General features: G+C 48.1%; 24 protein-coding genes. 12 read left to right on the top strand and 12 right to left on the bottom strand.

All coding sequences use genetic code 11. From position 1 onward, the window contains the following. The first annotated feature begins 14 nt into the window (after positions 1 to 14). The 3 genes from J0L70_RS17485 to mnmE are packed head-to-tail and all read left to right on the top strand — an operon-like array spanning position 15 to position 3361. The gene (locus J0L70_RS17485) at positions 15 to 1433 is read left to right on the top strand and encodes a protein adenylyltransferase SelO (RefSeq protein WP_287455374.1); all 1419 of its coding nucleotides are present in this window, start codon (positions 15 to 17) and stop codon (positions 1431 to 1433) included. 6 nt (positions 1434 to 1439) lie between these two features. Beyond that, entirely contained in the window at positions 1440 to 2006 is a 567-nt protein-coding gene (locus J0L70_RS17490) for a GNAT family N-acetyltransferase (protein ID WP_017286990.1), read from the top strand. Beyond that, a complete protein-coding gene (mnmE, locus tag J0L70_RS17495) occupies positions 2003 to 3361 on the top strand; it encodes a tRNA uridine-5-carboxymethylaminomethyl(34) synthesis GTPase MnmE (RefSeq protein WP_287455375.1) in 1359 nt (452 codons plus the stop codon). The genes J0L70_RS17490 and mnmE overlap by 4 nt, the downstream gene beginning before the upstream one ends. Positions 3362 to 3475: 114 nt before the next feature. On the opposite strand, the gene eno is transcribed toward mnmE, so the two are convergent. Beyond that, complete coding sequence (eno, locus tag J0L70_RS17500; protein ID WP_017286988.1) at positions 3476 to 4771, bottom strand: phosphopyruvate hydratase; 1296 nt, start codon at positions 4769 to 4771, stop codon at positions 3476 to 3478. 312 nt (positions 4772 to 5083) lie between these two features. Here eno and J0L70_RS17505 point away from each other — a divergent pair, with 312 nt between their 5' ends. From J0L70_RS17505 to J0L70_RS17525, 5 genes are all read left to right on the top strand, one after another. Further along, complete coding sequence (locus J0L70_RS17505; RefSeq protein ID WP_287455376.1) at positions 5084 to 6613, top strand: hypothetical protein; 1530 nt, start codon at positions 5084 to 5086, stop codon at positions 6611 to 6613. A 47-nt stretch (positions 6614 to 6660) separates the two neighbouring features. Next, the gene (gene map, locus J0L70_RS17510) at positions 6661 to 7473 is read left to right on the top strand and encodes a type I methionyl aminopeptidase (RefSeq protein WP_017286986.1); all 813 of its coding nucleotides are present in this window, start codon (positions 6661 to 6663) and stop codon (positions 7471 to 7473) included. 5 nt (positions 7474 to 7478) lie between these two features. Beyond that, positions 7479 to 8594, top strand: a complete 1116-nt coding sequence (locus J0L70_RS17515; RefSeq protein ID WP_287455377.1) for an anhydro-N-acetylmuramic acid kinase — start codon at positions 7479 to 7481, stop codon at positions 8592 to 8594. Between the two features lie 44 nt (positions 8595 to 8638). Next, positions 8639 to 9097, top strand: coding sequence for a hypothetical protein (locus J0L70_RS17520; RefSeq protein WP_071596146.1), 459 nt, complete (start codon positions 8639 to 8641; stop codon positions 9095 to 9097). An 86-nt stretch (positions 9098 to 9183) separates the two neighbouring features. Then, a complete protein-coding gene (locus tag J0L70_RS17525) occupies positions 9184 to 10737 on the top strand; it encodes a serine/threonine protein kinase (RefSeq protein ID WP_017286983.1) in 1554 nt (517 codons plus the stop codon). Here J0L70_RS17525 and J0L70_RS17530 read toward each other — a convergent pair. The 4 genes from J0L70_RS17530 to J0L70_RS17545 all read right to left on the bottom strand — a co-directional run bounded on the left by J0L70_RS17530 (position 10734) and on the right by J0L70_RS17545 (position 13807). Continuing rightward, complete coding sequence (locus J0L70_RS17530) at positions 10734 to 11588, bottom strand: universal stress protein (RefSeq protein ID WP_017286982.1); 855 nt, start codon at positions 11586 to 11588, stop codon at positions 10734 to 10736. The genes J0L70_RS17525 and J0L70_RS17530 overlap by 4 nt on opposite strands. A gap of 366 nt (positions 11589 to 11954) precedes the next feature. Continuing rightward, on the bottom strand, positions 11955 to 12332 hold the full coding sequence (locus tag J0L70_RS17535; protein ID WP_287455378.1) for a hypothetical protein: 378 nt from the start codon (positions 12330 to 12332) through the stop codon (positions 11955 to 11957). 97 nt (positions 12333 to 12429) lie between these two features. Continuing rightward, a complete protein-coding gene (gene ruvA, locus J0L70_RS17540) occupies positions 12430 to 13056 on the bottom strand; it encodes a Holliday junction branch migration protein RuvA (RefSeq protein WP_017286980.1) in 627 nt (208 codons plus the stop codon). Positions 13057 to 13063: 7 nt separating this feature from the next. Then, the gene (locus J0L70_RS17545; RefSeq protein WP_190647430.1) at positions 13064 to 13807 is read right to left on the bottom strand and encodes a sucrose-phosphate phosphatase; all 744 of its coding nucleotides are present in this window, start codon (positions 13805 to 13807) and stop codon (positions 13064 to 13066) included. Positions 13808 to 13963: 156 nt separating this feature from the next. Here J0L70_RS17545 and J0L70_RS17550 point away from each other — a divergent pair, with 156 nt between their 5' ends. Together J0L70_RS17550 and J0L70_RS17555 are read left to right on the top strand one after the other, a co-directional pair. Beyond that, a complete protein-coding gene (locus tag J0L70_RS17550) occupies positions 13964 to 15937 on the top strand; it encodes an amylo-alpha-1,6-glucosidase (protein ID WP_287455379.1) in 1974 nt (657 codons plus the stop codon). Between the two features lie 212 nt (positions 15938 to 16149). Next, entirely contained in the window at positions 16150 to 16752 is a 603-nt protein-coding gene (locus J0L70_RS17555; RefSeq protein ID WP_017286976.1) for a hypothetical protein, read from the top strand. On the opposite strand, the gene J0L70_RS17560 is transcribed toward J0L70_RS17555, so the two are convergent. Genes J0L70_RS17560 through J0L70_RS17570 form a run of 3 tightly spaced genes read right to left on the bottom strand, consistent with a single transcriptional unit; the run spans position 16749 to position 19120 of the window. After that, positions 16749 to 17774 carry an ABC transporter permease gene (locus J0L70_RS17560; protein ID WP_268241885.1) on the bottom strand — a complete coding sequence of 342 codons (1026 nt, stop codon included), beginning with the start codon at positions 17772 to 17774 and terminating at the stop codon, positions 16749 to 16751. The genes J0L70_RS17555 and J0L70_RS17560 overlap by 4 nt on opposite strands. 6 nt (positions 17775 to 17780) lie before the next feature. Beyond that, positions 17781 to 18335, bottom strand: coding sequence for a thioredoxin family protein (locus tag J0L70_RS17565; protein WP_017286972.1), 555 nt, complete (start codon positions 18333 to 18335; stop codon positions 17781 to 17783). Between the two features lie 29 nt (positions 18336 to 18364). Beyond that, positions 18365 to 19120, bottom strand: a complete 756-nt coding sequence (locus J0L70_RS17570) for an HAD family hydrolase (RefSeq protein WP_287455380.1) — start codon at positions 19118 to 19120, stop codon at positions 18365 to 18367. Positions 19121 to 19218: 98 nt separating this feature from the next. On the opposite strand from J0L70_RS17570, the gene J0L70_RS17575 reads away from it, so the two are divergent. After that, positions 19219 to 19998, top strand: coding sequence for a hypothetical protein (locus J0L70_RS17575; RefSeq protein ID WP_017286970.1), 780 nt, complete (start codon positions 19219 to 19221; stop codon positions 19996 to 19998). Here J0L70_RS17575 and J0L70_RS17580 read toward each other — a convergent pair. From J0L70_RS17580 to J0L70_RS17590, 3 genes are all read right to left on the bottom strand, one after another. Further along, positions 19995 to 21029, bottom strand: coding sequence for a molybdopterin-dependent oxidoreductase (locus J0L70_RS17580; RefSeq protein WP_287455381.1), 1035 nt, complete (start codon positions 21027 to 21029; stop codon positions 19995 to 19997). The genes J0L70_RS17575 and J0L70_RS17580 overlap by 4 nt on opposite strands. 37 nt (positions 21030 to 21066) lie before the next feature. Continuing rightward, positions 21067 to 21984, bottom strand: coding sequence for a bifunctional riboflavin kinase/FAD synthetase (locus tag J0L70_RS17585; RefSeq protein WP_287455382.1), 918 nt, complete (start codon positions 21982 to 21984; stop codon positions 21067 to 21069). Between the two features lie 78 nt (positions 21985 to 22062). Continuing rightward, positions 22063 to 23322, bottom strand: a complete 1260-nt coding sequence (locus tag J0L70_RS17590; RefSeq protein WP_287455383.1) for a glycoside hydrolase family 10-like protein — start codon at positions 23320 to 23322, stop codon at positions 22063 to 22065. A gap of 361 nt (positions 23323 to 23683) precedes the next feature. Between J0L70_RS17590 and J0L70_RS17595 the strand changes: the two genes are divergently transcribed. After that, positions 23684 to 24391: an SGNH/GDSL hydrolase family protein gene (locus J0L70_RS17595; protein WP_287455384.1), complete on the top strand. Its 708-nt coding sequence runs from the start codon at positions 23684 to 23686 to the stop codon at positions 24389 to 24391. On the opposite strand, the gene uraH is transcribed toward J0L70_RS17595, so the two are convergent. Beyond that, the gene (gene uraH, locus J0L70_RS17600; protein WP_017286963.1) at positions 24388 to 24747 is read right to left on the bottom strand and encodes a hydroxyisourate hydrolase; all 360 of its coding nucleotides are present in this window, start codon (positions 24745 to 24747) and stop codon (positions 24388 to 24390) included. The genes J0L70_RS17595 and uraH overlap by 4 nt on opposite strands. Positions 24748 to 24829 lie beyond the last annotated feature (82 nt).

Consider the following 24829-nt stretch of genomic DNA (forward strand, 5'->3'; position numbering starts at 1 on the left):
ACCGATCCAAGTTGATGACCGAATTTGTGAACCCACTCTTAGCACTCGACTACGAGCCTGCGTTTGAGCGCTTAGGAGATGATTTTTCCGATCGCGTTTCCGCCGCGTCTTTTCCGCAACATATTCTGAGATTTCGCAACGACGATATCTTGGCACAGTTGGGCTTAGATGCCGTAACGGATGAGCATTTCATCGAAGCGTTTGGCAAATTTCAGGGGCGCGATCCCCTCCTGGCGATGCGCTATCACGGGTATCAGTTTGGAACTTATAATCCAGCCTTGGGCGATGGGCGCGGCTTTCTCTATGGGCAAGTTCGTGCAAATGATGGTGAATTGTATGACTTTGGCACAAAAGGCTCTGGGACAACGCCTTATTCGCGTGGGGGTGATGGTCGATTGACGCTCAAGGGTGGCGTGCGAGAAGTTTTAGCAGCAGAAATGCTGCATCGATTGAAGGTGAGAACTTCGCGCTGTTTGAGCTTGATTGAAACGGGAGAAGGGCTTTGGCGAGGCGATGAACCTTCGCCCACTCGATCGTCGGTGATGATTCGCTTTAGTCGATCGCATATTCGCTTCGGAACATTTGAACGCCTGGATGCACTGAACCGCAAAGATTTGATCGCGATTCTGCTTGATCATGTGATTGAAATTTACTATCCGCATTTGATCAATGAGCGCGATCGCTATGCTTTGTTTTATGCAGAATTAGTTGAAAAAGTTGCTGACCTAGTCGCGCAATGGATGGCAGCAGGCTTCTGTCACGCCGTTTTGAATACGGATAATATGTCGATTACTGGAGAAAGCTTTGATTACGGGCCTTATGCTTTCATTCCAGCGTATCAGCCTGGATTTACTGCGGCTTATTTTGATTACTATGGGCGCTATGCCTATGCCAATCAGCCTGAAATTTGCTACTGGAATTTGGAAATGCTGCAAGCTCCATTAAAGCGAGTCATTTCGGCTGAAGATCTCAAATCTGGCTTGTCTAAATTTGTCGATCGCTATGAGTCATCTTATCGGCAGAGAATGCTGTATCGATTGGGATTTGATCAGCTAGAGCAATCGATCGCAGCGAATTTAGTCTATCGAACCGTGCAATTTCTGCAAGCGTCTCAAATCGACTATCACGATTTTTTTGCTCAGATTACGCAACAGTTCGATCGCAGTTGGAGCGAGGATGCAGGCAATATTTTCTCTCAACGTGAGACTTCTAACACCGAGTTAGCAACCCTATTTGAAAACTGGCGACAGAGTTATTGCCAGGCTTTAAATACCTTGAGCCATCCTGAGCTTGAAGCAGTTCCGGCGCGGTTGAAAGCTTACAATCCTGACTTTGGTTTAGTTCGATCGGAAATTGAAGCGGTTTGGAATCCGATTGCAGATGACGACAACTGGCAACCGTTTTATGATTTACTCACTCGAATTCGCCATTGAAAGTCTATGCTGCAAACACCAGTTCTTTTAACGTCCCGCTTAATTGTTCGGATGCTTCAGCAGAATGACACAACTGCGATCGTCAATTACTATACGGAGAATCGAGATTTTCTAGAGCCATTTGAACCCTTTCGTCCTAAAAATTTCTACACGCGTGATTTTTGGGCACAGCAGATCGAAAAAAGCCTGATCGAATTTGGCTATGATCGATCGCTCAGGCTCTTTCTGTTTAAGAAAGATGATCCTAAAAAGGTTATTGGTGCTGTCAATTTCACGAACATCACTCAAGGCATTAGCTATTCGTGTAGTTTGGGCTATAGCCTCGCTGAGAATGAACAACGCAATGGCTATATGAGTGAGGCATTAGAAACAGCGATTCGCTATGTTTTTAATGACTTGAATATGCACCGAATTACTGCCAACTATATGCCCCACAATCGCCGCAGTGCAGGCGTTTTAAGACGATTAGGTTTTACGATCGAAGGATATTCCAGAGATTACCTGTTAATCAATGGCAAATGGGAAGATCATATTCGCACAAGCTTAATTAATCCAAATTGGAGAGTGGGATGAGTGACACCATTGCGGCGATCGCGACTGCAATTGTTCCAGAACAAGGCAGCGTCGGCATTGTCAGATTATCTGGATCAGAATCAGTTGCGATCGCAAAAAAACTCTTCCATGCACCGGGTCAGCAAGCTTGGGAAAGTCATCGAATTTTATATGGCTTGATTCGTCATCCTGAAACCGATCGCTTGATTGATGAAGCTTTACTTTTACTGATGCTTGCTCCGCGATCGTACACGCGCGAAGATGTGGTCGAATTGCACTGTCACGGTGGAATTATGGCAGTCCAGCAAGTTCTGCAACTCTGCATCGAGCAAGGCGCGAGACTGGCGCAACCTGGAGAATTTACACTCAGAGCGTTTTTGAATGGACGCATTGATCTGACTCAAGCGGAAAGTATTTCAGACCTAGTCGGAGCACGATCGCCACAAGCCGCACAAACGGCACTCGCTGGATTACAAGGCAAACTCGCCCATCCCATTCGCCACCTGCGCGCTACTTGTCTCGATATTTTGGCAGAAGTGGAAGCGCGGATCGATTTTGAGGATGATTTGCCACCCTTGGATGAAGATCTGATTCGATCGCAGTTTGATCAAGTCTTAGCCGATGTCACTCGCATCTTAGAGACGGCCGATCGTGGAGAACTGCTGAGAACGGGGCTGAAAGTTGCGATCGTCGGTCGTCCGAATGTTGGAAAATCGAGCTTACTCAATGCTTGGAGTCGCTGCGATCGCGCAATTGTCACGGATCTTCCTGGCACAACGCGCGATGTTGTCGAATCTCAATTGGTTGTGGGTGGAATTCCGATTCAAGTTTTAGATACGGCAGGGATTCGTGAGACTGAGGATCAAGTCGAAAAAATTGGCGTTGAGCGATCGCGTTTAGCCGCTGAATCTGCCGATTTGGTTCTGTTCACGATCGATGCTCAAGCCGGATTTACCGAACTCGATCGCGAAATTTACGATCGAGTCCGCGATCGACCTTTGATTCTTGTCATTAACAAAATCGATCTGGCTGAACCAACTTCAGATTTACCTTCAGCTCTACAAATTGTGAAAACGGCTGCAGCTCAAAACCAAGGCATTGATGCGCTCGAAACTGCGATTTTAGAAACCGTTCAATCGGGACAAATTCAAGCCGCAAATATGGATTTGGCAATTAATCAACGTCAAGCCGCAGCACTGACTCGCGCCAAACTAGCATTGCAACAAGTACAAGTGACGATCGCGAATCAATTGCCCTTAGATTTTTGGACGATCGATTTACGCAGCGCCATTCAAGCCTTGGGCGAAATTTTAGGCGAAGATGTCACAGAGTCAGTGCTCGATCGAATTTTTAGCCGATTCTGCATTGGCAAATGAGCCGAATTGGCTGCGGTTTGGCTTGCGAAGTGGGGAGTGGGGAGTGGGGAGAACCTAGACTCAGATTGCTCCCTATCCCTCTATTCCCCTATCAGATTGACTGATGCCGGGTTACTACTGATAACTCGGAGCCATACCAATCGTTCCGGCATACACCGCACGATCACCCAATTCATCCTCAATTCTCAGCAAGCGATTGTATTTCGCCACCCGCTCACTGCGACAGAGCGATCCGGTTTTAATTTGTCCCGCACGGGTTGCGACTGCCAAATCTGCGATCGTCGTATCTTCCGTCTCACCGGAGCGATGGCTGATAATCGAGCGGAATCCATTTCTTGCGCCTAAATCGATCGCTTGCAACGTTTCCGTCAACGATCCGATCTGATTCAGCTTAATCAGAATCGAGTTGCCAGCTTTTTGCTCAATGCCTTTCTGCAAGCGCGTGATATTCGTCACGAACAAATCATCACCTACAAGCTGACATTTGCTGCCGATCTTCTCCGTCAGCAATTGCCAATGCTGCCAATCATCTTCGTGTAAACCATCTTCGATCGACACGATCGGATAGCTGCTGACCAATTGCGCTAAATAATCCACCATTTCCGTTGGTGCATGAGCCGTTCCATCGTAGGTGTATTGCCCATTTTTATAGAACTCACTCGCCGCCACATCCAGTGCCAGCGCCACTTGTTCACCCGGCTTGTATCCCGCTTTCTCGATCGCCAGAATTAATAAATCAAGCGCCGCCTGATTCGACTCTAAATTCGGCGCAAATCCGCCTTCATCGCCTACGCCTGTCAGCAAACCTTTATCATGCAACACCTTGCTGAGTGAAGCAAAAACCTCTGCACCCCATCTCAGCGCTTCTCGGAACGTTCCCGCTCCCACTGGCACAATCATGAACTCCTGAAAATCCACATTGTTGTCTGCATGTGCGCCGCCATTAATCACATTCATCAATGGCACAGGCAAAACATTCGACAGCGGACCGCCCAAATACCGATAAAGCGGCAATCCCAAGGAATCTGCGCCAGCCTTCGCCGTTGCCAACGATACGCCTAAGATCGCATTCGCGCCCAAACTTGCCTTATTCGCAGAACCATCGATCGCGATCATCGTACGATCGATCAATTCCTGATTAATCGCATCCAGTCCAATCAATTTTGGAGCCAGCGTTTTTTCAACATTTTCAACGGCTTTCAGCACACCTTTTCCACCGTAGCGACTCTTATCATCGTCACGGAGTTCATGCGCTTCAAAACTTCCCGTCGATGCACCGCTTGGAACTTGTGCAATTCCATAGGCACCATTGGCAAGGGTAACTTCAGCTTCGATCGTCGGGCGACCGCGAGAATCAAGAATCTCACGAGCGCGGATGGATTCAATTGCAGTGTCTCGTGCATCAATCATTGGGATCAACCTTTATAAAGAGGGAGCAGAAAATAGGCAAATCGATTTTTGCCTTTGCTTAGAATACAGGCTATGGCGATAGGCTTGATAGTCTTGAATGTTTAAGTCTATGGCTTACGTAAAAGTCGGGAGAACAGGCACAGTCCAAAGTCCCGTCTCACCTGTTGCGATCGCGTCATCCAATCGTCAAATTTTCCTGACTGCGCCCGAGGATTTTCAATCCTGATCCTCTATCGTGTTTGCAGATCTAAAGAGCCGGATTGCGTAGCGTAGAATCAGATAACGCTCGGAGATCTTCAATCTTATTTTCCTATGCAAACGTCTCGTGAATCGCTCCGCAAGTTTCCCCAACCGCTCGATCGAGTCGCGATCGCACTGATGCTCGCCACTGCCTTTTTGATCGGAATTCTGCTGCTGAGCGGCGATCGCAGTGCACCCAGAGTACGTGATTTTAATTGGCAGGGAAAACAAATTGGGGCAGACGATCGCGCCTTCCTGCTCACCTTTAGTCGCCCGATGGATCATGCCAGCGTTGAGAAAAATCTCCGCATCCAGCCCGAATTAAAAGGCAAAGTCAGTTGGGCAGGACGACGCATGGCGTACACCTTCGATCAACCCGCGCCTTACGGAGCCGAATTCACAATCTCACTCGAAAGTGCCCGCGATCGCTTTAGTAAAGAAGGCTCAAGCAACGGCATTCTCCAACCCTTTCGCGAGACCTTTAAGAGCCGCGATCGCAGTTTTGCGTTTATCGGCGCAGAAGGCAATGAAACTGGGCGGCTGATTCTCTACAACATGACTCAGCAAGATAAAAAAGTCCTCACGCCGGAAAACCTGACCGTGATGGATTTCAAAGCCTATCCCGGCAATGACAAAATTCTATTTAGCGCGATCGAACGCACGAATCCACCGCAATCTCTTGCCGAACAGAAACTCTACACCGTGACAACGGGGATTCACATCAATGATCCGGTGCAGTTAGGCAGTGCCTCAACCTCCACTGCATCCGCTTCTCCCACTCAAGTCGGACAAGTCACCGAGGTTCTAGACAATCGAGACTATCAAAACCTGAAATTCGATCTCTCGCGAGATGGCAGTGTGATTGTCATTCAGCGCTTGAGCCGTCGTGATCCCAATGATGCAGGCGCGTGGATTTTGCGAGAAGGGCAACCTGCACAACCGATCGATAATCGCCAAACTGGAGGCGACTTTCTGATCACACCCGATGGAGGATCGCTCGCGGTTGCTCAAGGACAAGGATTGGCAATTTTGCCCCTCAAACCCCAATCTGAACAATCTCAAGCTAATCCGCTCGATTTTCTGCCCAAATTTGGAACCGTGCTCAGCTTTTCGCAGGACGGAAGCGCTGCTGCTATGGTGAAATTCAACACCGACTACACGCGATCGATGTTCCTCGTTTCCCAAGGGGTGCAAAAAGAAATTCTCAAAATTCCGGGATCGATTATCAGCGCCGAATTTGATGCGAACAATCAATTTTTGTACTGTTTGCTGACCAATCTTCTTCCAGGCACAACCTTTCAAGAACAACCGTTCTTAGCCGCGATCGACTTGAAAGCAGCGCGAGAAGGCAAACCGATGGAACAGACCTTACGCCCGCTGGTCTTACTGCCGAATCAGCGCGAAACTACAGTTGATTTATCGCCAGATGGCAAAGCCTTAATTTTTGATCAAACGCAAGCAGACGATCGTGCCAAAGCTGAAGGCGGACAAGCAGTTGCCAATAGTAGACTCTGGCTCCTGCCGCTCAAAGACGATCTAACGGCTAAAACGCAGCCAGAAGAATTACCATTTGCTGGACTGCACCCGCGATGGTTGCCGTAGTTTGAGCTAAGTTAGTAAAGCAGATATTTCTCAATAAGCGCCCTTACATGAACATTCTGAGCAATCTTCTTCCGCAACCCTCGAAAAAACAGCGTCGGGGCATCGAACTCAAATCTCCTGAAGAAATCGCAATCATGCGCCAATCTGGGCGCATCGTTGCCACCGTGCTGAAAGAGATCTCAGAAATGGTTCAGCCAGGAATGACCACTTGGGATTTAGATGCTCATGCAGAAAAACGCATCCGCGAAATGGGGGCGACTCCAAGCTTTAAGGGATATCACGGGTTCCCGGCTTCGATTTGTTCTAGCATCAATCACGAAGTCGTTCACGGCATTCCCAATAAAAAGAAAGTGATTCACAAAGGAGATGTGCTGAAAGTCGATACAGGCGCATTCTTTGAAGGATTTCACGGCGATTCTTGCATTACGATCGCCGTTGGCGACGTTCCCCCAGATGCCGCTAAATTAATCCATGTCGCTGAGCAGGCGTTATACAAAGGCATTGAAAAAGTGCGCGCCGGGGCATTTTTGCTCGAACTCGCGGGCGCAATCCAGGATTATGTGGAAGAAAATGGCTTCAAAATCGTGGAAGACTTCACGGGACACGGCGTTGGGCGGAATCTGCACGAAGAACCGTCGGTGTTCAATTTCAGAACCTATCAAATGCCGAATGTGAAGCTGAGAGCAGGCATGACATTAGCGATCGAGCCAATTGTCAACGCAGGCTCCAAAAATACGAGAATTCTGCCCGATCGCTGGACAGCGGTGACGGTAGATCGTTCTCTGTCTGCACAATTCGAGCATACGGTTTTAGTCACAGAAACCGGATACGAAATCTTAACCGATCGCAATTTGGTCTAAATCTCATGCGCGTTATTGGGCTAATGAGTGGTACGTCCGTCGATGGAATTGATGCGGCACTTGTTGATATTTCTGGCTCGACCGAGGATCTGCAAGCGACGTTAATCGCAGGCACAACCTATCCCTATCCAGCAGACCTGCGCGATCTCATTCTCGCAGTCTGCGGAGGTGCGCCGTTGTCGCTGGCTGAACTTGCCGAACTCGATGACGCGATCGCGACCCAATTTGCCCAAGCCGCACTGAAGATTCAAGCTAATCAAGCTCCGGCTGTGCTGATTGGCTCACATGGTCAAACGGTCTTTCATCGTCCGCCAAATGCTCAACTCGGATACAGTTTGCAGATCGGCAGAGGGGAGGTGATCGCCCATCAGACCAAAATTGCGACGGTGAGTAACTTTCGGGCGGCAGATATCGCGATCGGGGGTCAGGGCGCGCCGCTAGTTCCGCCGATTGATGCTGCATTGTTAAGACACCCAATCGAGCATCGCTGTGTGCAAAACATTGGCGGCATTGGCAATGTCACTTATCTGCCGCCGCTCAAAGCTGACCTGCCGATTCGAGGATGGGATACGGGGGCTGGCAACATGTTGATCGATTTAGCAGTTCAACGATTTTCCGAGCAAACGTATGATCGCGATGGAGCTTGGGCTGCCCGTGGCACTCCAAATCTAGAACTTGTCGATCGCTGGTTACAACAAGACTTTTTCCAACAACCGCCGCCCAAATCTACGGGGCGCGAACACTTTGGTGCAGCTTATCTCGATGCGTGTCTTGCAGACGCGTCTGGCTTAACTCAAGCCGACATCCTAGCAACCCTCACCGAATTTACCGCTGCCTCGATTGCCCAGAGCTATCAGAGATTTTTGCCGCAATTGCCCGATCGAGTACTCGTCTGCGGTGGAGGCAGTCGCAACACTTACTTAAAGCAGCGGCTGCAATTTTTACTGCCTGACAGCATCATTTGCACGACCGACGACCTGGGATTAAATGCCGACTTTAAAGAAGCGATCGCCTTCGCTGTGCTTGCCTATTGGCGATATCACGAGATCCCTGGTAATCTCCCGGAGGTCACAGGCGCACCAAAATCTGTTCTTCTAGGGGAAATTCACCACGTAGTATAGAAAGCGGCGTGATAGCATGTGGAGCCACCGATCTAAAACTTACCGTGAACCACACGTTTTTAATGCAACCCGGACGTTGGACGCTTCAAGGCAACTGGCTGGAGCGCGAAGAACTTCCGATCGCGGTCAAAGGCAGAATTCTCATCGCCTGGAGCCGCGATGATTGGTTCACAATGATTACGAAGCTCACCTTCCCCTATCACGATCGTGATGAAGTGACGTTGCAATATCGAGGTCGCTTGAGTGCAGGCGATCGCCGTTATACATTCGTGCTTCAGCATAGCCAACTCGGACGGGTTGAAGGCGAAGGCTTGGTTGCTCCAGAGTCGCTTGTGCAAAGGCATTGGGTGTTAAGCGATCGCCAACAGCGCCGCAGTAGTTTTGAAACTCTGTATCGATTGAACGACGATCGCTATTATTTCTCAAGCACGACACTCACCGGACATCACCTGAACAGCACCATGGAAGCGACTCTAGAGCGGCAGGCAGAACAAAATACTTAAGTACACGATTGTAGCTTCATAAAGTTATTACAAAATCGAAGCTGTCCATACTGAAAGCATCTTGTTCATCGATTCCCCTTCCCTGCATGGCTGACCCTAGAATTGGACAACTGCTCTCAAATCGCTACCAACTGATCCAACTGATCGGTCGTGGTGCGATGGGGCAAGTATACAAAGCAGAAGATGTCCTGCTCGGCGGGGTCATTGTTGCTGTGAAGTTTCTTTCACAGACGTTACTGACTCGCAAAATGCGCGATCGCTTCCGCAGCGAAGCTCGAACCTGTGCCTTGTTAAGTACAAAAAGTATGCACATTGTTCGAGTCATGGACTATGGCGTGGACGATCAAGAAGTGCCTTACTATGTGATGGAATATCTAGAAGGCAATAGTCTGAGCGATGTGATTGGGGTGCAGAATTTACCATTGCCGCGATTTTTAAGCCTAGCGCGCCAAATCTGCGCAGGGCTGCAATGCGCCCATCAAGGCATCACGATCGAGGGCACGACGTATCCGATTATTCACCGCGACATTAAGCCCAGTAATATTCTCGTCATTCAAGATCCAGGATTTGGGGAACTCGTTAAGATCTTAGACTTTGGCATCTCGAAGCTGTTGCAAAGTGATGCTAGCCAAACGAGTTCTTATATGGGCACGTTGGCATATTCCTCCCCGGAGCAAATGGAAGGGCGCGAACTGGATGCACGATCGGACATTTATAGTTTGGGTGTGCTGCTCTACGAGATGCTGACTGGGAAAATGCCGCTCAAAGCAGATACGCATTCTTTTGGCGGTTGGTATAAAACGCATCATTTTCAAGCTCCAGAGCCTTTTGAAGCGATCAGTCCTTCAGCGAAAGTGCCAAAGATATTGGAGTCTTTGGTGATGAGTTGTCTGGCAAAATTACCACAAGACCGTCCTGACACGATCGAAGATATTCTCAAAGCGTTGGAGCCGTTAGAACAACGCTACAATGCGACTCGTCAAATTAGTCATCGCATCGGGGAAGCGCTGCTCCGGCGACCTGTTGTGACACCGCCGAGAGATCCGAACGGTCTTTCGCCAGATGAAGCCTGTCAGTTAACGACTTGGCCTAAAAATAAACCGATCGCGCAAATTGTCTTTCCCCATATTCTCGAAACCAAGCGTGAGACTTCTGCAACGCTTTGGGTGATGTTATCGCAGCAAGAAATTGAGAACATTCAAATTGGGAAGCTCTACAATCAGTTTTTCAAAACCTTCTTGTGTATTCAATCCCCGCATCCAGTCATCATGTGGGTCACTGCGCTATACAATCAACTCCAGCATAAAGATGGCAATCCTCGCTGGCTCAAGTGTTTTCTGGATTTGAAGACCGAGCAAGGGCAAAAACTGACGCGATTACTGATCGAGAAAGAAAGCTACTACATCTTATTTTTTGCGATCGAAGATCCTCATCACTGTGCTTACGTGATGCCGTTACAGACAACACCAATGCAGCGATCGCAGTTGCTCGAATGGATGCTCGCGAGTCAAACTTGGGCATCGGTTGGCAATGCTGCTACGAGTAAAGAGTTGCTCAAAACCGAATTTGAGAAAGCAAAGCCAAAAATCATTGCAGAGTTAGCCAACCGCGATTCGCAGATTAAAACGCTGCTGCCTTAAGGAGCAGGAAACAATAAGATTGGATGCATACTTTGACGCAGGAGTTCAGCTGCAAAGCTTGGGATTGCGCCAAATGCATGATCGCTCAAATTAGAAGACAAGGCGATCGCGCTAATATCGTTTTCTTGGGCTGCTTGTAGAATTTGAGTCAGCGCATTCCCTTTACGAAGTTCAATTTCAGCTTGTAGTCCTGCTGCTTGTAGTTGTGCTTTCGCAGGCTCTAAGGTTTCAGTCAAGATCTGCTGTTCTTCTGCGGCTGAAAGTTCATAGTGTCCACTTTCAAGGACACGACAAATCATACAAGCAGGAGAAGCATTGGCGCGTTTGGCAATTTCAGCGATCGTATGTTTGGACGCATCGCTGTCATCGTATGGAACGAGCAATTCTCGAAACAGATGCTGACAGCGTAAGCTCAATTCTTCGGAAGTCATGGCTGAGATCAACTGCGGACGAATTGCCAGGATGGGAATGGGAGATCGCTGAGCTAATTCTACCGTGGTACTGCCAAATAGCTTTTCTGTGAGCAGATTGCGGCTTTGAGTCCCCATCAAAATGACATCTGATTGATGCTTTTTGACTGCGCGCAGCATCACCTCAATCGGTTTCCCGCTTTCGACTTCGACTTGAACGTCAATCCCGGTTAGATTGTGCTCCAGTGCAGGAGCAAGTTGAGCCTGTGCGCGTTCAATTTTTGCTGCATCCGGTTTTGGCATACCCGGATCTGCCGCAATAGGCACACTGTGCAGAAAGGTAATTTGTTGTATTCCGCCCTGTGCAAGCTGCGGTACGAACCGCACGAGGCGCTGAAGACCGTCTGTCAAATCTGTGCAAATGAGAATTCGGTGAAACATAGGGAGTGAACGATCGCGGTGTTGCTTTTACTGTGCAACATTGGACGCAATCCGACAAGGTTTCGATGATTTCTGTTGTGTCTTGCCTGTTCCTACTGAGTGCGACATCTTTCCACTTCACAGAATGATGTGAATTCGTTTGAATTAGGATGGTTTGGAATGGTCTTGCAATTCTTGAGGGTGGAGCACTTTGAGAAGTCAAGATCGCATGTTGCAAACGATAATATGCAAAATCCCCTCAGATCTGTGTTCACAAGATTGAGGGGATTCTGTATCTTCAAAGCTCGCTAAATTAGGGGATTTAGCGAACTGAACCGAACGACTGCGATGAGCGGATATTGCTATCCGATCGTCGTCCTGTCCGGCTTAGTCAAGCGCGTTTTTAACGCCACTCACTGCCTTATCAACAGCCTGTTTGGTGTTATCGATCGCTTTCTGAGTCCGAGATGCATCCTCGTTTGCACGCTTCTCGATCCGAGCTGCATCTTTTCGAGCTTTCTTCGCAAAGAAGCCGCCATCGGTGGCATCAGAAACCTTCGATGCATTGCTTCTCGCTGCATCTTTGACGGTCTCACGTGCTCCACGCACAAAGTTTTTGGTATTTGCCGTATCTTCACTTACTTTCGAGTGAACGGTATTCTCTGCATTCATCGGAGCCGCGATCGAGAACGCAGGACTCACAAAAATCATCACCGCAGCCAAAGCAAAACTCATCAACGCTTTCACAACATAGTTTAGTTTCATAGGATACACTCCATATGTAATTTCATCTTGTTGTACCTGGTTTGCGCTGTGGCTCAAATCGCTCGACCGATAGAGCTTGGAATATCTCAGGATGTAATCATTGACTCAACCAAGCGATCGCTTGTCGAATCCAAGCTTCGGTATCTGCTGATTTCGACAAGGCTGTATTCTGCCCAACCGCTTGCAACGCCTGTGAAATTTCTTGATCGGTATAGCCGAGCGCGAGTAGCGTCATTTCTACATCTTCGAGAATATTCGCCGCAGGTCCTGCACCCGGAGTCACGACAATTCCCGATTGTTGTCGCCATTCGGACAGCTTCGTTTTTAGCTCCAACGCAATCCGCTCGGCTGTTTTCGCTCCCACTCCTGGGGTTCGAGAAAGCAAGCGCGTATTGCCCGACACGATCGCTTGCACCAAGTCCTGCAATCCCAGAGTATCGAGCAACGCAACAGCTAACTGGGGTCCAATCCCGCTGACGCTCACCAATTGCCGAAATAGATCCCGCTCTGCTGCTGAGCCAAACCCAAACAACGTCACCTGATCTTCTCGCACATTCAAATGCGTAAAAATCTGCGCCTCTTCACCTTGACCTGGTAGAGATTGAATCAATCGCGGTACAACTTGAATGTCATACCCGATTTGATTCACCTCTAACGTCAAGGTGACGCGATTAGTGTTGGTTTTTTGAATTGCAGCGATCGTACCTTTAAGATAGCCAATCATAGAATTTTTACTGAAAGCCGAAGTATTTTAGCCCTTCTAAGATGCCAGCAGCACAATGAGATTGAGCCAGATAATGATGCGGAATCGGATGATCTCGATGCCAAGCGAGCAGTTCTGCTTGAGCATTGCCGACAATAATGCCGCGTTCTTCTCCGACCGCAAATAAAGCAATATCATTTCCCGAATCGCCACACACGATCGTTGCTTCAGGTGCAAAATTCAAGGTCTGCCGCACAAAGGTCAAAGCCGATCCCTTATTCGCATGACGGGGCAATAGGTCTAAGTCTCTGCCGCTACTGTAAATCAATTGCACGTCTAAACCCTGTTGAGTCAGCAGTAGCTCAAGTTGCGGTAAAACCTCGATCGATGCTTCTTCCGTCAAGAAAAAGCTAACCTTAAATTCGCTCTGCTCGGTATCCGGTTGCAGGACAAGATCGGCGAAATGTGCTGTGGTTGCTCTGACCTGTTCAACATTCCACCCGATTTTGAGCTTTTCTGACCAAGTTGCATCCGGCTCTCCTGCTAAATCTGTATAGATCGCAGTACCAACGGCGGCAATCAGCAAATCGGGTTCAAACAGAGGAGCTTCGGCTGCTAACTCTCGGTACAGCGCTAGCGATCGCCCGGTCGAATACACAATTTTGCTGCCGTGCGATCGCGCTTCTAGCAACCACTCATTCAAGGCTTCGTGAGCGAAGTCATCGCCCACCAACGTATGATCCAAATCAGTCACAAATAAAAACGGCGACACATTTCACCTCATAACTGCCACTGTACGAGTTTAGATCTCAACTGCAAAAATATCTTGATTCCCAAGATTGAGCTTTGAAATCCGAATTTCTTGTAGCGAAACTGCTCCTTCTTTGCGACCGTCTCCTAGAATCATTAGGCTGGCTAGATTATTTTTATGGTCATTGATTTTGGGCGGGAAATTTGCGGGGTTCTGCCGTCTGCGGAAACACGAGAATGGTTGGTCACAAACGGAATTGGTGGATTTGCATCCGGCACGATCGCAGGGGTTCTCACCCGCCGCTATCACGGACTCCTGATTGCAGCACTCAAGCCTCCCCTCGATCGCACACTGCTGGTGACAAAGCTGGATGAGTCCGTTCGATACGGTGAAGATGTTTACCCGCTCAGCACAAATCGTTGGTCAGATGGAATTGTTGGCCCGCACGGATACCGACATCTTGAGCGCTTTTTTCTCGAAGGAACGGTTCCGGTTTGGCGATACGCTTGTGGCGATGCCATCCTCGAAAAACGCATCTGGATGCAGCAAGGTGAAAACACAACCTATGTTCACTATCAATTACATCGTGCAACACAGCCGTTAACACTGACGTTCAAGACATTTGTAAATTATCGGGATTATCACGGTAATACCAATGGAAATGGTTGGCAAATGGAAATAGATGAAATTGAGCATGGTTTGAAGCTCTCTGCCTATCCTGATGCAACGCCTTTCTTTTTAATCTGCCGAGGTGCGAGCGTCACAGCCTTTCATGATTGGTACTACGGATTTGATTTAGCCGTTGAGCGATCGCGAGGACTCAGCGATCGAGAAGATCATCTCCATGCTGCAACATTTCAAACCACGCTCTATCCTGGTCAGTCGCTTACCTTCATTACGAGTACAGAAGCGAATCCGAATCTTGATGGCGAAACTGCCCTACGCGCCCAGCATAATCATGAACAAAGACTGTTTGACTGCTGGCGACTCGATCGCGTCAAACAAGTCGAAACCTCTCCTATTTGGGTACGCCAACTGGTACTGGCGGCAGACCAGTTCATTGTGAATCGTGCTCCGAATGGGAAAACCATCATTGCGGGATATCCCTGGTTTGGAGACTGGGGACGCGATACGATGATTAGTCTTTCGGGCTTAACGCTAGCAACCGGACGAGTAGAAATTGCCCGATCGATTCTCTACACGTTTGCGCAATATCTCGATCGAGGAATGCTTCCGAATCGTTTCCCTGATGCTGGAGAAATTCCTGAATACAATACTGTCGATGCAACGTTATGGTACTTCATCGCGATTTTTGATTACTACAATGCAACCGAAGATCATGATGTAATCGATAATTTATTTCCCATGCTGTCTGAAATTATCGATTGGCATTGTCGTGGGACTCGGTACAACATTCACTTAGATTCAGCCGATGGCTTACTGTATGCCGGAGAAGCTGGAACTCAATTGACCTGGATGGATGCCAAAGTTGGAGATTGGGTGGTTACGCCTCGGATTGGTAAACCGATCGAGGTCAATGCTCTTTGGTACAATGCGCTGCGAATTATGGCAAAATTCGCTCGGCAACTTGGAAAACCTTACCGAGAATATGACGCGATGGCAGAACGAGTGCTTGCCCGCTTTGAACGCTTTTGGAATGCAGAGGCAGGCTACTGCTACGATGTTCTCGATTCACCTGACGGCAACGATGCCTCACTGCGCCCGAATCAGATTTTTACGGTTTCTCTGCCGGAAAGTCCATTGAATGTGAATCAGCAGAAAGGCGTGGTCGATGCTTGTTCGCGATCGCTGCTCACCTCTTACGGATTACGATCGCTTGATCCACGCGATGCGAACTATCGAGGACGGTACAGCGGCGACTCAGTTCAACGAGATGGAGCTTACCATCAGGGCACAGTCTGGGGCTGGTTGATTGGATCGTTTGCGATCGCGCATCATCGAGTGTATGGTGATCCGGTCAAAGCCCGAGAATTTCTCGAACCGATGGCAAACCATCTGCGGAATCAAGGCTTAGGCAGCCTCAGCGAAATTTTCGATGGAGACGCACCGATGATGCCACAGGGGTGTTTCGCTCAAGCCTGGACGGTTGCAGAAGTCTTACGAGCTTGGATTACTTTAGCCAAGAGCTAAATCATCGATCGACAGAATGCATGAGCGAGGCTGTAATTCAGGCTCTCAATTCTCACAATTAAAGTTGGATTAGATTTGTTGGTACCGTTTCTAACTCTTGGCAGATTAGCATCAATGCCAGAAGACAGAGGGCGATCGTAGATTGAATTTCTACAGTAATAGCGTATCTATCATTACAAAAAATTCACATCTAACGACCTTCGAGGAGAAAAATGAATCTTTTACAACGCACCTTGGCAACCCTCAGTGCAACAGGTACAGCCGCATTAATGGCACTCCCTGTTCTCGCACAATCTGCTCCTACTGCTGCGGAGTGTTCAGCTTATATTAATGGTGGAGTTGGAGGTCCAGTGGATACTCAATCTTCCTCCAATTATTCCAATCAAACCTCGTCTTCTGGCGCTTCTAATCAAACCTCTCCTTCGAGCTACGATACGGCATCAAGCGGCATTCAAGGAAATACCTCAGTTCCACTCGGAAATGGTGCAGTTCCCCCTTCGCCTTCGAGTGTGAATCAATCTCCAAGTTCGACGAACATGGAGCAGTCGATGAATGCAGAAACGATTAGTTCGACTCAATATAATACAGTTCTGCAAGCCGCAGGCTCGCCTCAGCACCGTCAGTTTGATGCAAACAACCGCAGTGCTGCGATCGCATTCCGCAACAATGGTCCTGCTGGAACTTCAGGGCACGAAGCTATGATGAATCTCGAAGCTTACCGAGAAGGTCAGAACTTGATCGCGTCGCGGAATTTGAATGAAACTGCGATTCGCACCTCGTCTAACCCGATTCCGGTTGCTTGTCTGCCTCGCTAGTAGCGGATTCGTGGATCAATATAAGCATTGATAATGTCGATCGCAATACTCGCGATCGACACAATTGCCGCAAAGAAAACGACAATGCCTTGCACCGTGGGATAGTCTCTTTGATTAATGGCTCGGTACAAGCGATTTGCAAGTCCCGGCCAAGAGAATGTCACTTCGGTGAGAATTGCTCCTCCTAACAACGCAGCCAGCGTCAACCCCAGAATTGTAATCACTGGAATCATCGCGTTTTTCAACGCGTGATTGATCAGGATCTTCGATTCTGGGATTCCTCTTGCGCGTGCCGCTTCGACATATTCGGCTTGCAAAGTCTGCCTAAGATTGACGCGCACAATTCGCTCAAAAATCCCACTAATCAGCACCCCTAAGGTGATCGAAGGCAAAGCGAGATAGTAAATCGCGATCGCAAATTGCTCGAAATTTCCACTCAGCAAACTATCAATCGTATATAAACCCGTGACATTCGTCGGCGGGCTGATCGTCACTGGGAATCGAGTCCCCAATGGAAACCATCCCAAACCGACTGAAAAAATTAGCTGCAAGACCATTCCAAACCAAAACATCGGAATGGAGTATGTAATAATGCCAAACAGCCGACCCGTCGCATCGAGTGAACTATTCGGACGTGAGGCAGAGATCGCGCCGACGGTTATGCCGACAACGAGCGCGATCGCTAAACCGACGATTGTTAGTTCAACCGTTGCCGGAAAGAACTTGCCAATAATTTCCCAAACCGATTGTCCTTGAGTCGTCAAAGACTTACCCAAATCGAAGCGCAAGAGCGCTCCAATATAATCAAAGTATTGAAATAGCAAAGATTTGTTCAATCCAAGCTGCGCCCGCAACTCGTCTTTTGCGGCTTGCGATGCCCGAGTGCCTAGCATGGCATCAACTGTATCCCCAGGCGTGGCTCTCAGCAGCAGAAATACGATCGTCGTAATCAGCCAGAGCATCAGCGGAGCCATCAATAGACGAGATAAAACGTAGTAGCGTAACGCACTCGATCGAGACATAGCTTTCTATGATTTTTCAACAACCTGGCTGCCATGACCTCGCGGATCGCTTGGCTTGGTTCCAACGGGCGATGAGAACGCCGAAGTTTGTCCAATACTCTGAGCGTGAGGTAAATCTGAACCAGAAGATAACGCTACCAGATTTTCTTCAATAATGGTGCGTGGTTGTTCCCCAATTGCTTGCGCGATCGCGGTTCCTTTGTCATTCAGATAAACGAAATGCGGAATGCCATCAACGCGATAAGACAGAATTTCTGGCAACCATTTCTCGTTATCCACATTCAGCATGACGAAATTAATGCGATCGCCGTAGCTATCTTTTAACGATTTGAGTTCGGGAGCCATTGCCTGACAGCTTGTACACCAATTGGCGTAAAACTCCATCAGCGTTGGGTTGCCATTGGTGAGTGCCACTTCCAGCGGAACTGCCTCAGCAGACATCGCATTCAGCGAAACGCCTGTAGTTTGAGTTTTCAGCCCAAGTGCGACGGCAACCGAAAGAGTGATTGCAACGATGGCAATAAGAAAGTTTCGGATACGATTTGGGGTTGAGGATTCCATGATTTCTGATATCAGCAATTTTCTATAGTTTACCGACCCTTTAAGACAGCATCGACGAATTCGCAAAATCCATTGCCTTCTTCTGCGATCGTTACATAAGTCGGCAAATGCTGAAGGTGATTCTGATAACGCTTCAGATTCGCAACTCCAATCGAGATGGGAAACTGGCTTGCATCAAATAAACTTTCGTCGTTGGGACTGTCGCCGATCGTGGCAATCTGTTCGCGATCGTAGTGGGTAAAGTCATGCTCTAAAATTCGGCTCAATCCCAATGCTTTGCTTTGTGCTACCAGTTTCAGGTGACATTGAATCGTGCTGTATGTGAAGCCCCAACCTTTGGTTTGGCACAGGAGATTGATGCGTTCGAGTTCTTCTAACGTCAAATCTGCCACATCAAATGTCCAATCTGTTCGCCGAAAGGCATTATCACTCGATTCTTGCAGATTAGGAAAATGAGTCTGCAACTCGGCAAACATCTCTGCTAATTTCTGACGATGCAAATTCACATTGAGAATTGGGACAAGGAATTCTTGAGTTTCACCGCGATAAAACAAGCCGCCATTCTCTGCGATCGCACCCCAGATCGGCAAATAATTCGCTAAGCCGCTCACCCAACCTGCCGCTCGCCCCGTCACCACAAGGATTTGAATTCCAGCGTGATGGCATCGATCAAAGGCTGCTAACAGTTTCGTGCTGAATTTTTCCTGAATGGTCAGCGTTCCATCCATATCTGTTGCAATTAATCGAATTCGGTGTAAATTTTCAGCACAATCGAGTGGTGTCATTTCAAAAAAATCCTGACTTGATTTGTGTACAAATTATCAAGTTCCCAGTGACATCGGGGCATTCTGGAATCGACCACCTCTTCCTGTAAAAACGTCTTATGTCGATGGTGTCCCCCCTTTTGGCTCAGACTGCTGCAAAGCCTGTCAAAACTCAATCTGCATCGAGTCAGCCTGCTCGTCCGAATTCTCCTGCTGGCGGTAATGTTTGGATGATGACCTCCGGCGGGCTGTTTTTACTGCTGATCGTTTTAGGGGTTTTCTCGACACTGCAGGCGAATAAGCTGAAGAAACAGGTGAAGTTTGAGATCGTTAAAAATCGCGAAATTCAGAAAAAGCTGAAATATGCGGTGGAAATGATGGGGAAAATGGAGCGCAACCCCGATCTGATTCACTCGCGTGAATTTAACCTCGACTATCTGCGGATGAGAATGGCAGAAGAGGTCTTCCATTTCGCGATCGTCAATCAAATCAAAATCAGAGTCAAAGACAAAATTACATTGGCACTCCGCCCGACTCAAGCAAATCAGGGAGAAATTGGAATTGCGAGCACAGGTCGCCAAGTCGATGAAATCTTTGATGTCTTGTACAAATCTGGCGAATCGGCTCAATCGACTCGCGTCCTGTTTCGGATTCAAATCAAAATTCTCAAACTTCCAACTCAGCCGACTTCTGTGACAATCAATCAAATCATTGATTGCTTTGAAACCTTCCTCAGCCCCACGCATGAAAATGATACGTGGCAACCTGCGATTCAAGGCAGAATCGCGAACATGCGCTGGGATCAAAATGCAAAACCCACGCCGCTCCTAGTTTTAGAACAGACTCAAGAAGGCTCGAACGTCACCTTTAGAACAAATCGCATTGCGAGTAAAAACTAGGCGTCTAAAGTAGTTTGAATTTTCAGGATTCCAGAGCTTCCGTCTTTACTATTCTTATCCTCGATCGCTTGCTGCTGTCGTTCTGAGCTAGCGCGCGCTAATAGCGAATATTTTCCAGCCTGAGTTGGTTTCCACAGATAGCGCCACAATGTCCATTCATGCGGCGATTCTGGACGATTCTGCTCGGCAGCTTGCCAGGTTACACCGTCATCTGTACTGATTTGAATTGACGTGATCGCAGTCGATCGATCCAAAGCAACGCCTGCTAGTAAAACGCCTTTTTCCCAGTTATCGCGGGTGAGTTTGACTTGATGCTGCTTGTTCCAGACTCTAGAATCGTGAACTTGCCGCATCAACGAATGAGTTGGGATTTCGGCAGTATTCGACCAGCCTTGATTCTCCCAAAATCCGGTCTTCGTTTTGGCGATCGCATCAATTCCAACGATCCATTTCGGTTGCTTTTGCCCAAAATGCCCCGGAATGATAATCCGAACCGGATAGCCATGTGCTGCCGTTAAAGGTGTGCCATTCATTTGATGAACTAATCGCACTTCAGGACGCATTAATTCTGCAACAGGTAAAGTCGTTTCATACCAATCTGCGCCTTTCATCGCAAACTCGATCGCGCTTTTTTTCACACCTGCCTGCTTCAAAAAGGGCAGCAATGGCGTACCTGTCCATTTTGCATTTCCGATCAAATTCCCACCTGCCGGATTGCCGATACATTCCATCGTCAGGTAAAACTCTTCTTGCGGCGCATTGAGAATATCTTGAAAGTTCAAAGTCACAGGAGTATTGACTTCACCCCCAATCTTCAACTGCCATTTCTCAACATTTACCTGAGACGGTAAGGCATAAGATTGCACATAGAATTCATCAATCGGCGTGATCAAATGATCTGGCAGAGCTTCAGCCGGATCAAGCGAAAAGAGTAAATTCATCGATTTAGCTTGACAGCCACCCAAAACACTTGCAGCAATCAGCCCGCCCGAAGTTTGACCTAATAATTTCAGAAGTTCTCGACGATTCACAGCAAGCTCACAAGGTAAAATCTCAAACTTATTATCGCTAACTCATTGCAGCAAGTGTCGATCGTGCTGTTTCACAATCTGCTTGAATCTGCGCCTTCAACTCTTCTAATGACGCAAACTTTTGCTCAGGGCGAATAAACTCCTCAAGCTCCACAATCAGCGTCTTTCCATACAAATCGCCCGACCAATCGAGCAAATGCACTTCGATCGTTTGACTGAGACCATTCACCGTCGGACGATTGCCAATGTTCATCACACCCAGAATCGAAGTTTCTCCAGCCCCTGAAACTCTCACCGCATACACGCCCCGGCAAGGCACAAGCTTATCTCCTAAAAGCTGCAAATTCGCAGTTGGAAATCCGATCGTGCGACCCAGTTGTTGACCCGTTACGACCTGTCCAATCAGCCGATAAGATCTGCCGAGCATTCGATTCGCAGTCTGCAAATCTCCAGACAACAGCGCTTCTCGAATTGCTGAACTGCTAATCCGCTTGCCTTGAAAGAGTAACAACGGCACGATCGTCACCCCAATCCCAAACGTTGCCGCGATCGCTTTCAGATCGTCCGCCGTTCCCGTGCGTCGATGTCCAAAACAAAAATCAGCCCCCACACTCACCTGTCGAGCCTGAAGCTGATTGACCAAAATTTCTTCGACAAATTGCTGCGGCGTTAGCTTTGCCAGTTCACGGTTAAACGGCAGCAACACCAATTGTTGAACCCCGATCGCTTCTAGGTGCAACACTTTCTCTTCTTGAGGCGTGAGCAGCGATCGAGGTTCTCCAGTAAAAAATTCTTTCGGATGTGGACTAAAAGTTACAACCGTAGTCCGGGCGATCCCGTCATTTTCCAGCACAGGTGCAATGACTTGTCGATGCCCCAAATGGATACCGTCAAAGTTTCCCAGGGCAACGGCAGTCGGAGTTAAAGCAGTAGTCGGCGATGAAGTTATCCACACGCTTCACATTTTTACACACTTCGATCCGCAAAAGTTGGAAGACAGTCTTAAAAATAGACAAATCTACCCCTGCACGATCTACCACTGTGCGAGTCGAGTCGCAGGTTCAGGGAAAAGCGCCTGGAATCCCGCTTGGCGATCGCTGGCAGGCTCTGGAGCAATATCCCAAAGGCTCTCGTAATAGAAGTAGGCAACGCCTAACCCTCGTTCCTGAGCCGCTCGCGTTTGCTCTTGAATTTGGCGAATCGAAACGGGATTTGTTCTTTGCCCTGTGAAGACCCCAACCCCGGTTGAGATTCGTTTTTGGGCTTCTTGAATTTCAGGACGTGAAATCTTCTCAATGAAGCTTTGCAAATTCGGACGGTACACTTGCACAATCAATTCATCTGCAATCCCTTGCCGAACCCAAGCGAGCCAGTCCTGCAAATGGAATTTGTAGGCAAAGTCATAATAGTTAGGTGAAATTGAGAAAATTGCATTGGGTTTGCGATCTCTCACGGCTTTCTTCAATTGCGTCATGAATGCCGTAATTTTGTTGGCTCTCCACCGCATCCAAGCTTGATCCGCTGGATTATTGGGAACGTCTTTTTTCGTCTCTCTCTTATAGAGTGCTCGGGTGTAAGCATCATAGCCAAATTCACGCGGCAGACTCATATTGTCATCAAACTGAATCCCATCCACGTTGTACTGAGTCACCACTTCTAAGACTAAATCGGTGATGAACTGCTGAACCTGAGGATGAAAGGGATTGAGCCAAGCCACTTCGCCTGCTCCACTGATGGAAGTCTGGTCGCCATTGCGCTGCTGAGTCAGCCAGTCTGGATGATTCAGTGCGAGTTCTGACGTAAACGGAATCATGAATCCGAACTCAAACCAGGGAACGACGAGCAAGCCTCGGCGACGGGCGCGATCGACAACATCCGCGAGAATGTCATGTCCATCTGAACCACGATACACAAAAGGCTGGATGCCCTGACGTTGGGCAACTGCACTGGGATACGTCACATAGCCAGAATTCCACACCACCGGATAAATCGTATTGAAATTCAAGCGTCCTAATTGATCCACTGCGTTCTGCACTTTCGTGCGATCTTTCATGACATCGAGATCGTTGAACGTCAGCCATACACCTCGAATCTCGGTGCGAGGAATTTGTGGAACGACGGGTGAAGGTTGAACAGTCGGGGTCGGAGTCGGTTGTGAAGGAAACAGGAGAGGACGTTGCATCTGAGCGATTGCAGGAGTACTCGCCCAAACAACAGTGATAAAAGATGCCAAAAAGAGCGGCATCAGAATCGTTTTTCTCCAGTGACGGAACCAGGATCGAAGCTTAATCATGAGCAACTCAATCAACATCAAAACAGGCAAAATGCACTAGCTCTACAGTTTACAAGCATGGAGGAAGGGCATCGGGATCTGATTTCGTGCAATATCAAAACTTTGTAAACTCAAAACTTTGTAAAATTTCAGATCCCAACCTGACGTGACGCATTTTCTCTCTGGAAGTGCCCGATCGCTTGCCAAGAGGAATGAACAATTCTATGGTGACTGGATATCAGAATTCGTCCTGATGGGATTCAGGGTTCTGGGGAAATCTAACTTGGGGCGACTGAGAAATGTGCCAATACGGATACGAAGTACTGAACTTTTATTTACCATACTAAGTCAAAGAAATTATTGATGATTGGAGTGTTTTTGCATGAAGCGTGTGCTCAAAATTGGCTTACTCTTTGGGTTTACACTTCTTGCTAGTTCGCCCTGTGTTTTGCCTGCGGTTTCGTCTCCGAAAGTAGATAAGCTGCCTTCGGTAGACTGGTGGCGTTCTAAGGTCAGTTCTCAAATTACTGCAAGTACGGGAAAGCGTTATACAGGTTGCGTTTTCGGGGATTCAATTTCTTCTGGATTGGGCAATTCGTTGGGTCAATCAAACTATAACTTTGCAATGGGCGGCATGAGTACTGTGTCGCTTCTCGAACAGTTGAAGCAGCTTAAAGCAGGCAATATTCAGTGCCAAAACGTGATCGTTGCGATCGGCACAAATGATGCGATGTATTCAATTAACAATGTCGATTTCAAAAATAATTTGCGCCAGATTGTGACGTTAACTCGTGGATTAGGAGCGTCGGAAATCACCTTGTTGCCTGCATTTTACTCGACGGTTGAAGCGAGTAAAAATCCAAATGTGGCGGGTACACTCGATCGTGTCGATGAAATTAACACTTTGATTCGTCAAGTCGGAACAGAGCAAGATGTCACGGTGCGAATAGACGTGATTCGACCCTTATTTCGCGATCGAGCGCTGCGGGAAGATCTCACCTTAGATGGCGTACATTTAAATGATTCTGGCAAGCGCATCTATCGTCAAGCTTTGCTCGACCTTTTGAATTCGGCTGTGAGTTCGCGCTAACTACCTCGATAGGTGCTGTACGACCACGGGGAAGCTAGCAGTGGAACATGATAGTGGGCAGTCGCATCTGCGATTCCGAAACGGATGGGAACGCGATCGAGAAATGCAGGCTCTACAGGATGAGCGAATTTCGAGGCGAAGTATTCGCCGATCGCGAAAACTAGCTCATAGATGCCAACGTTGATCTCTGATTCATTCAACATTGGGCTATCAGTCCGTCCATCTGAATTTGTCAAAACTGTTTTAATCAAGGTTTTCTGATCCGTTTGCGAATCAATTTGCCAGAGTTCAATCTTGAGATCTGCGGCAGGACAGCCGTGAGCGGTATCTAGAACGTGAGTAGTCAGTTTTCCCATGAGTTTGATGTGGATGGATTCGCGTCGGGGTTCACGGTTTTAGTCCCTCAAATTCCTAAATTTGGGGACTTTAAAACGATGA

This window comes from Leptolyngbya sp. UWPOB_LEPTO1 (assembly GCF_017302695.1).
Lineage (GTDB): Bacteria > Cyanobacteriota > Cyanobacteriia > Leptolyngbyales > Leptolyngbyaceae > Leptolyngbya > Leptolyngbya boryana.

Bases quoted from the DNA above. Each gene is read 5' to 3' on its own strand.
- J0L70_RS17565 (WP_017286972.1), bottom strand. From the start codon at position 18,335: ATGGAATCCTCAACCCCAAATCGTATCCGAAACTTTCTTATTGCCATC.
- eno (WP_017286988.1), bottom strand. From the start codon at position 4,771: ATGATTGATGCACGAGACACTGCAATTGAATCCATCCGCGCTCGTGAG.
- uraH (WP_017286963.1), bottom strand. From the start codon at position 24,747: ATGGGAAAACTGACTACTCACGTTCTAGATACCGCTCACGGCTGTCCT.
- J0L70_RS17555 (WP_017286976.1), top strand. From the start codon at position 16,150: ATGAATCTTTTACAACGCACCTTGGCAACCCTCAGTGCAACAGGTACA.
- J0L70_RS17530 (WP_017286982.1), bottom strand. From the start codon at position 11,588: ATGTTTCACCGAATTCTCATTTGCACAGATTTGACAGACGGTCTTCAG.
- J0L70_RS17525 (WP_017286983.1), top strand. From the start codon at position 9,184: ATGGCTGACCCTAGAATTGGACAACTGCTCTCAAATCGCTACCAACTG.
- ruvA (WP_017286980.1), bottom strand. From the start codon at position 13,056: ATGATTGGCTATCTTAAAGGTACGATCGCTGCAATTCAAAAAACCAAC.
- map (WP_017286986.1), top strand. From the start codon at position 6,661: ATGAACATTCTGAGCAATCTTCTTCCGCAACCCTCGAAAAAACAGCGT.
- J0L70_RS17535 (WP_287455378.1), bottom strand. From the start codon at position 12,332: ATGAAACTAAACTATGTTGTGAAAGCGTTGATGAGTTTTGCTTTGGCT.
- J0L70_RS17550 (WP_287455379.1), top strand. From the start codon at position 13,964: ATGGTCATTGATTTTGGGCGGGAAATTTGCGGGGTTCTGCCGTCTGCG.
- J0L70_RS17570 (WP_287455380.1), bottom strand. From the start codon at position 19,120: ATGACACCACTCGATTGTGCTGAAAATTTACACCGAATTCGATTAATT.
- J0L70_RS17560 (WP_268241885.1), bottom strand. From the start codon at position 17,774: ATGTCTCGATCGAGTGCGTTACGCTACTACGTTTTATCTCGTCTATTG.
- J0L70_RS17595 (WP_287455384.1), top strand. From the start codon at position 23,684: ATGAAGCGTGTGCTCAAAATTGGCTTACTCTTTGGGTTTACACTTCTT.
- J0L70_RS17590 (WP_287455383.1), bottom strand. From the start codon at position 23,322: ATGATTAAGCTTCGATCCTGGTTCCGTCACTGGAGAAAAACGATTCTG.
- J0L70_RS17575 (WP_017286970.1), top strand. From the start codon at position 19,219: ATGTCGATGGTGTCCCCCCTTTTGGCTCAGACTGCTGCAAAGCCTGTC.
- J0L70_RS17485 (WP_287455374.1), top strand. From the start codon at position 15: ATGACCGAATTTGTGAACCCACTCTTAGCACTCGACTACGAGCCTGCG.
- J0L70_RS17490 (WP_017286990.1), top strand. From the start codon at position 1,440: ATGCTGCAAACACCAGTTCTTTTAACGTCCCGCTTAATTGTTCGGATG.
- mnmE (WP_287455375.1), top strand. From the start codon at position 2,003: ATGAGTGACACCATTGCGGCGATCGCGACTGCAATTGTTCCAGAACAA.
- J0L70_RS17505 (WP_287455376.1), top strand. From the start codon at position 5,084: ATGCAAACGTCTCGTGAATCGCTCCGCAAGTTTCCCCAACCGCTCGAT.
- J0L70_RS17515 (WP_287455377.1), top strand. From the start codon at position 7,479: ATGCGCGTTATTGGGCTAATGAGTGGTACGTCCGTCGATGGAATTGAT.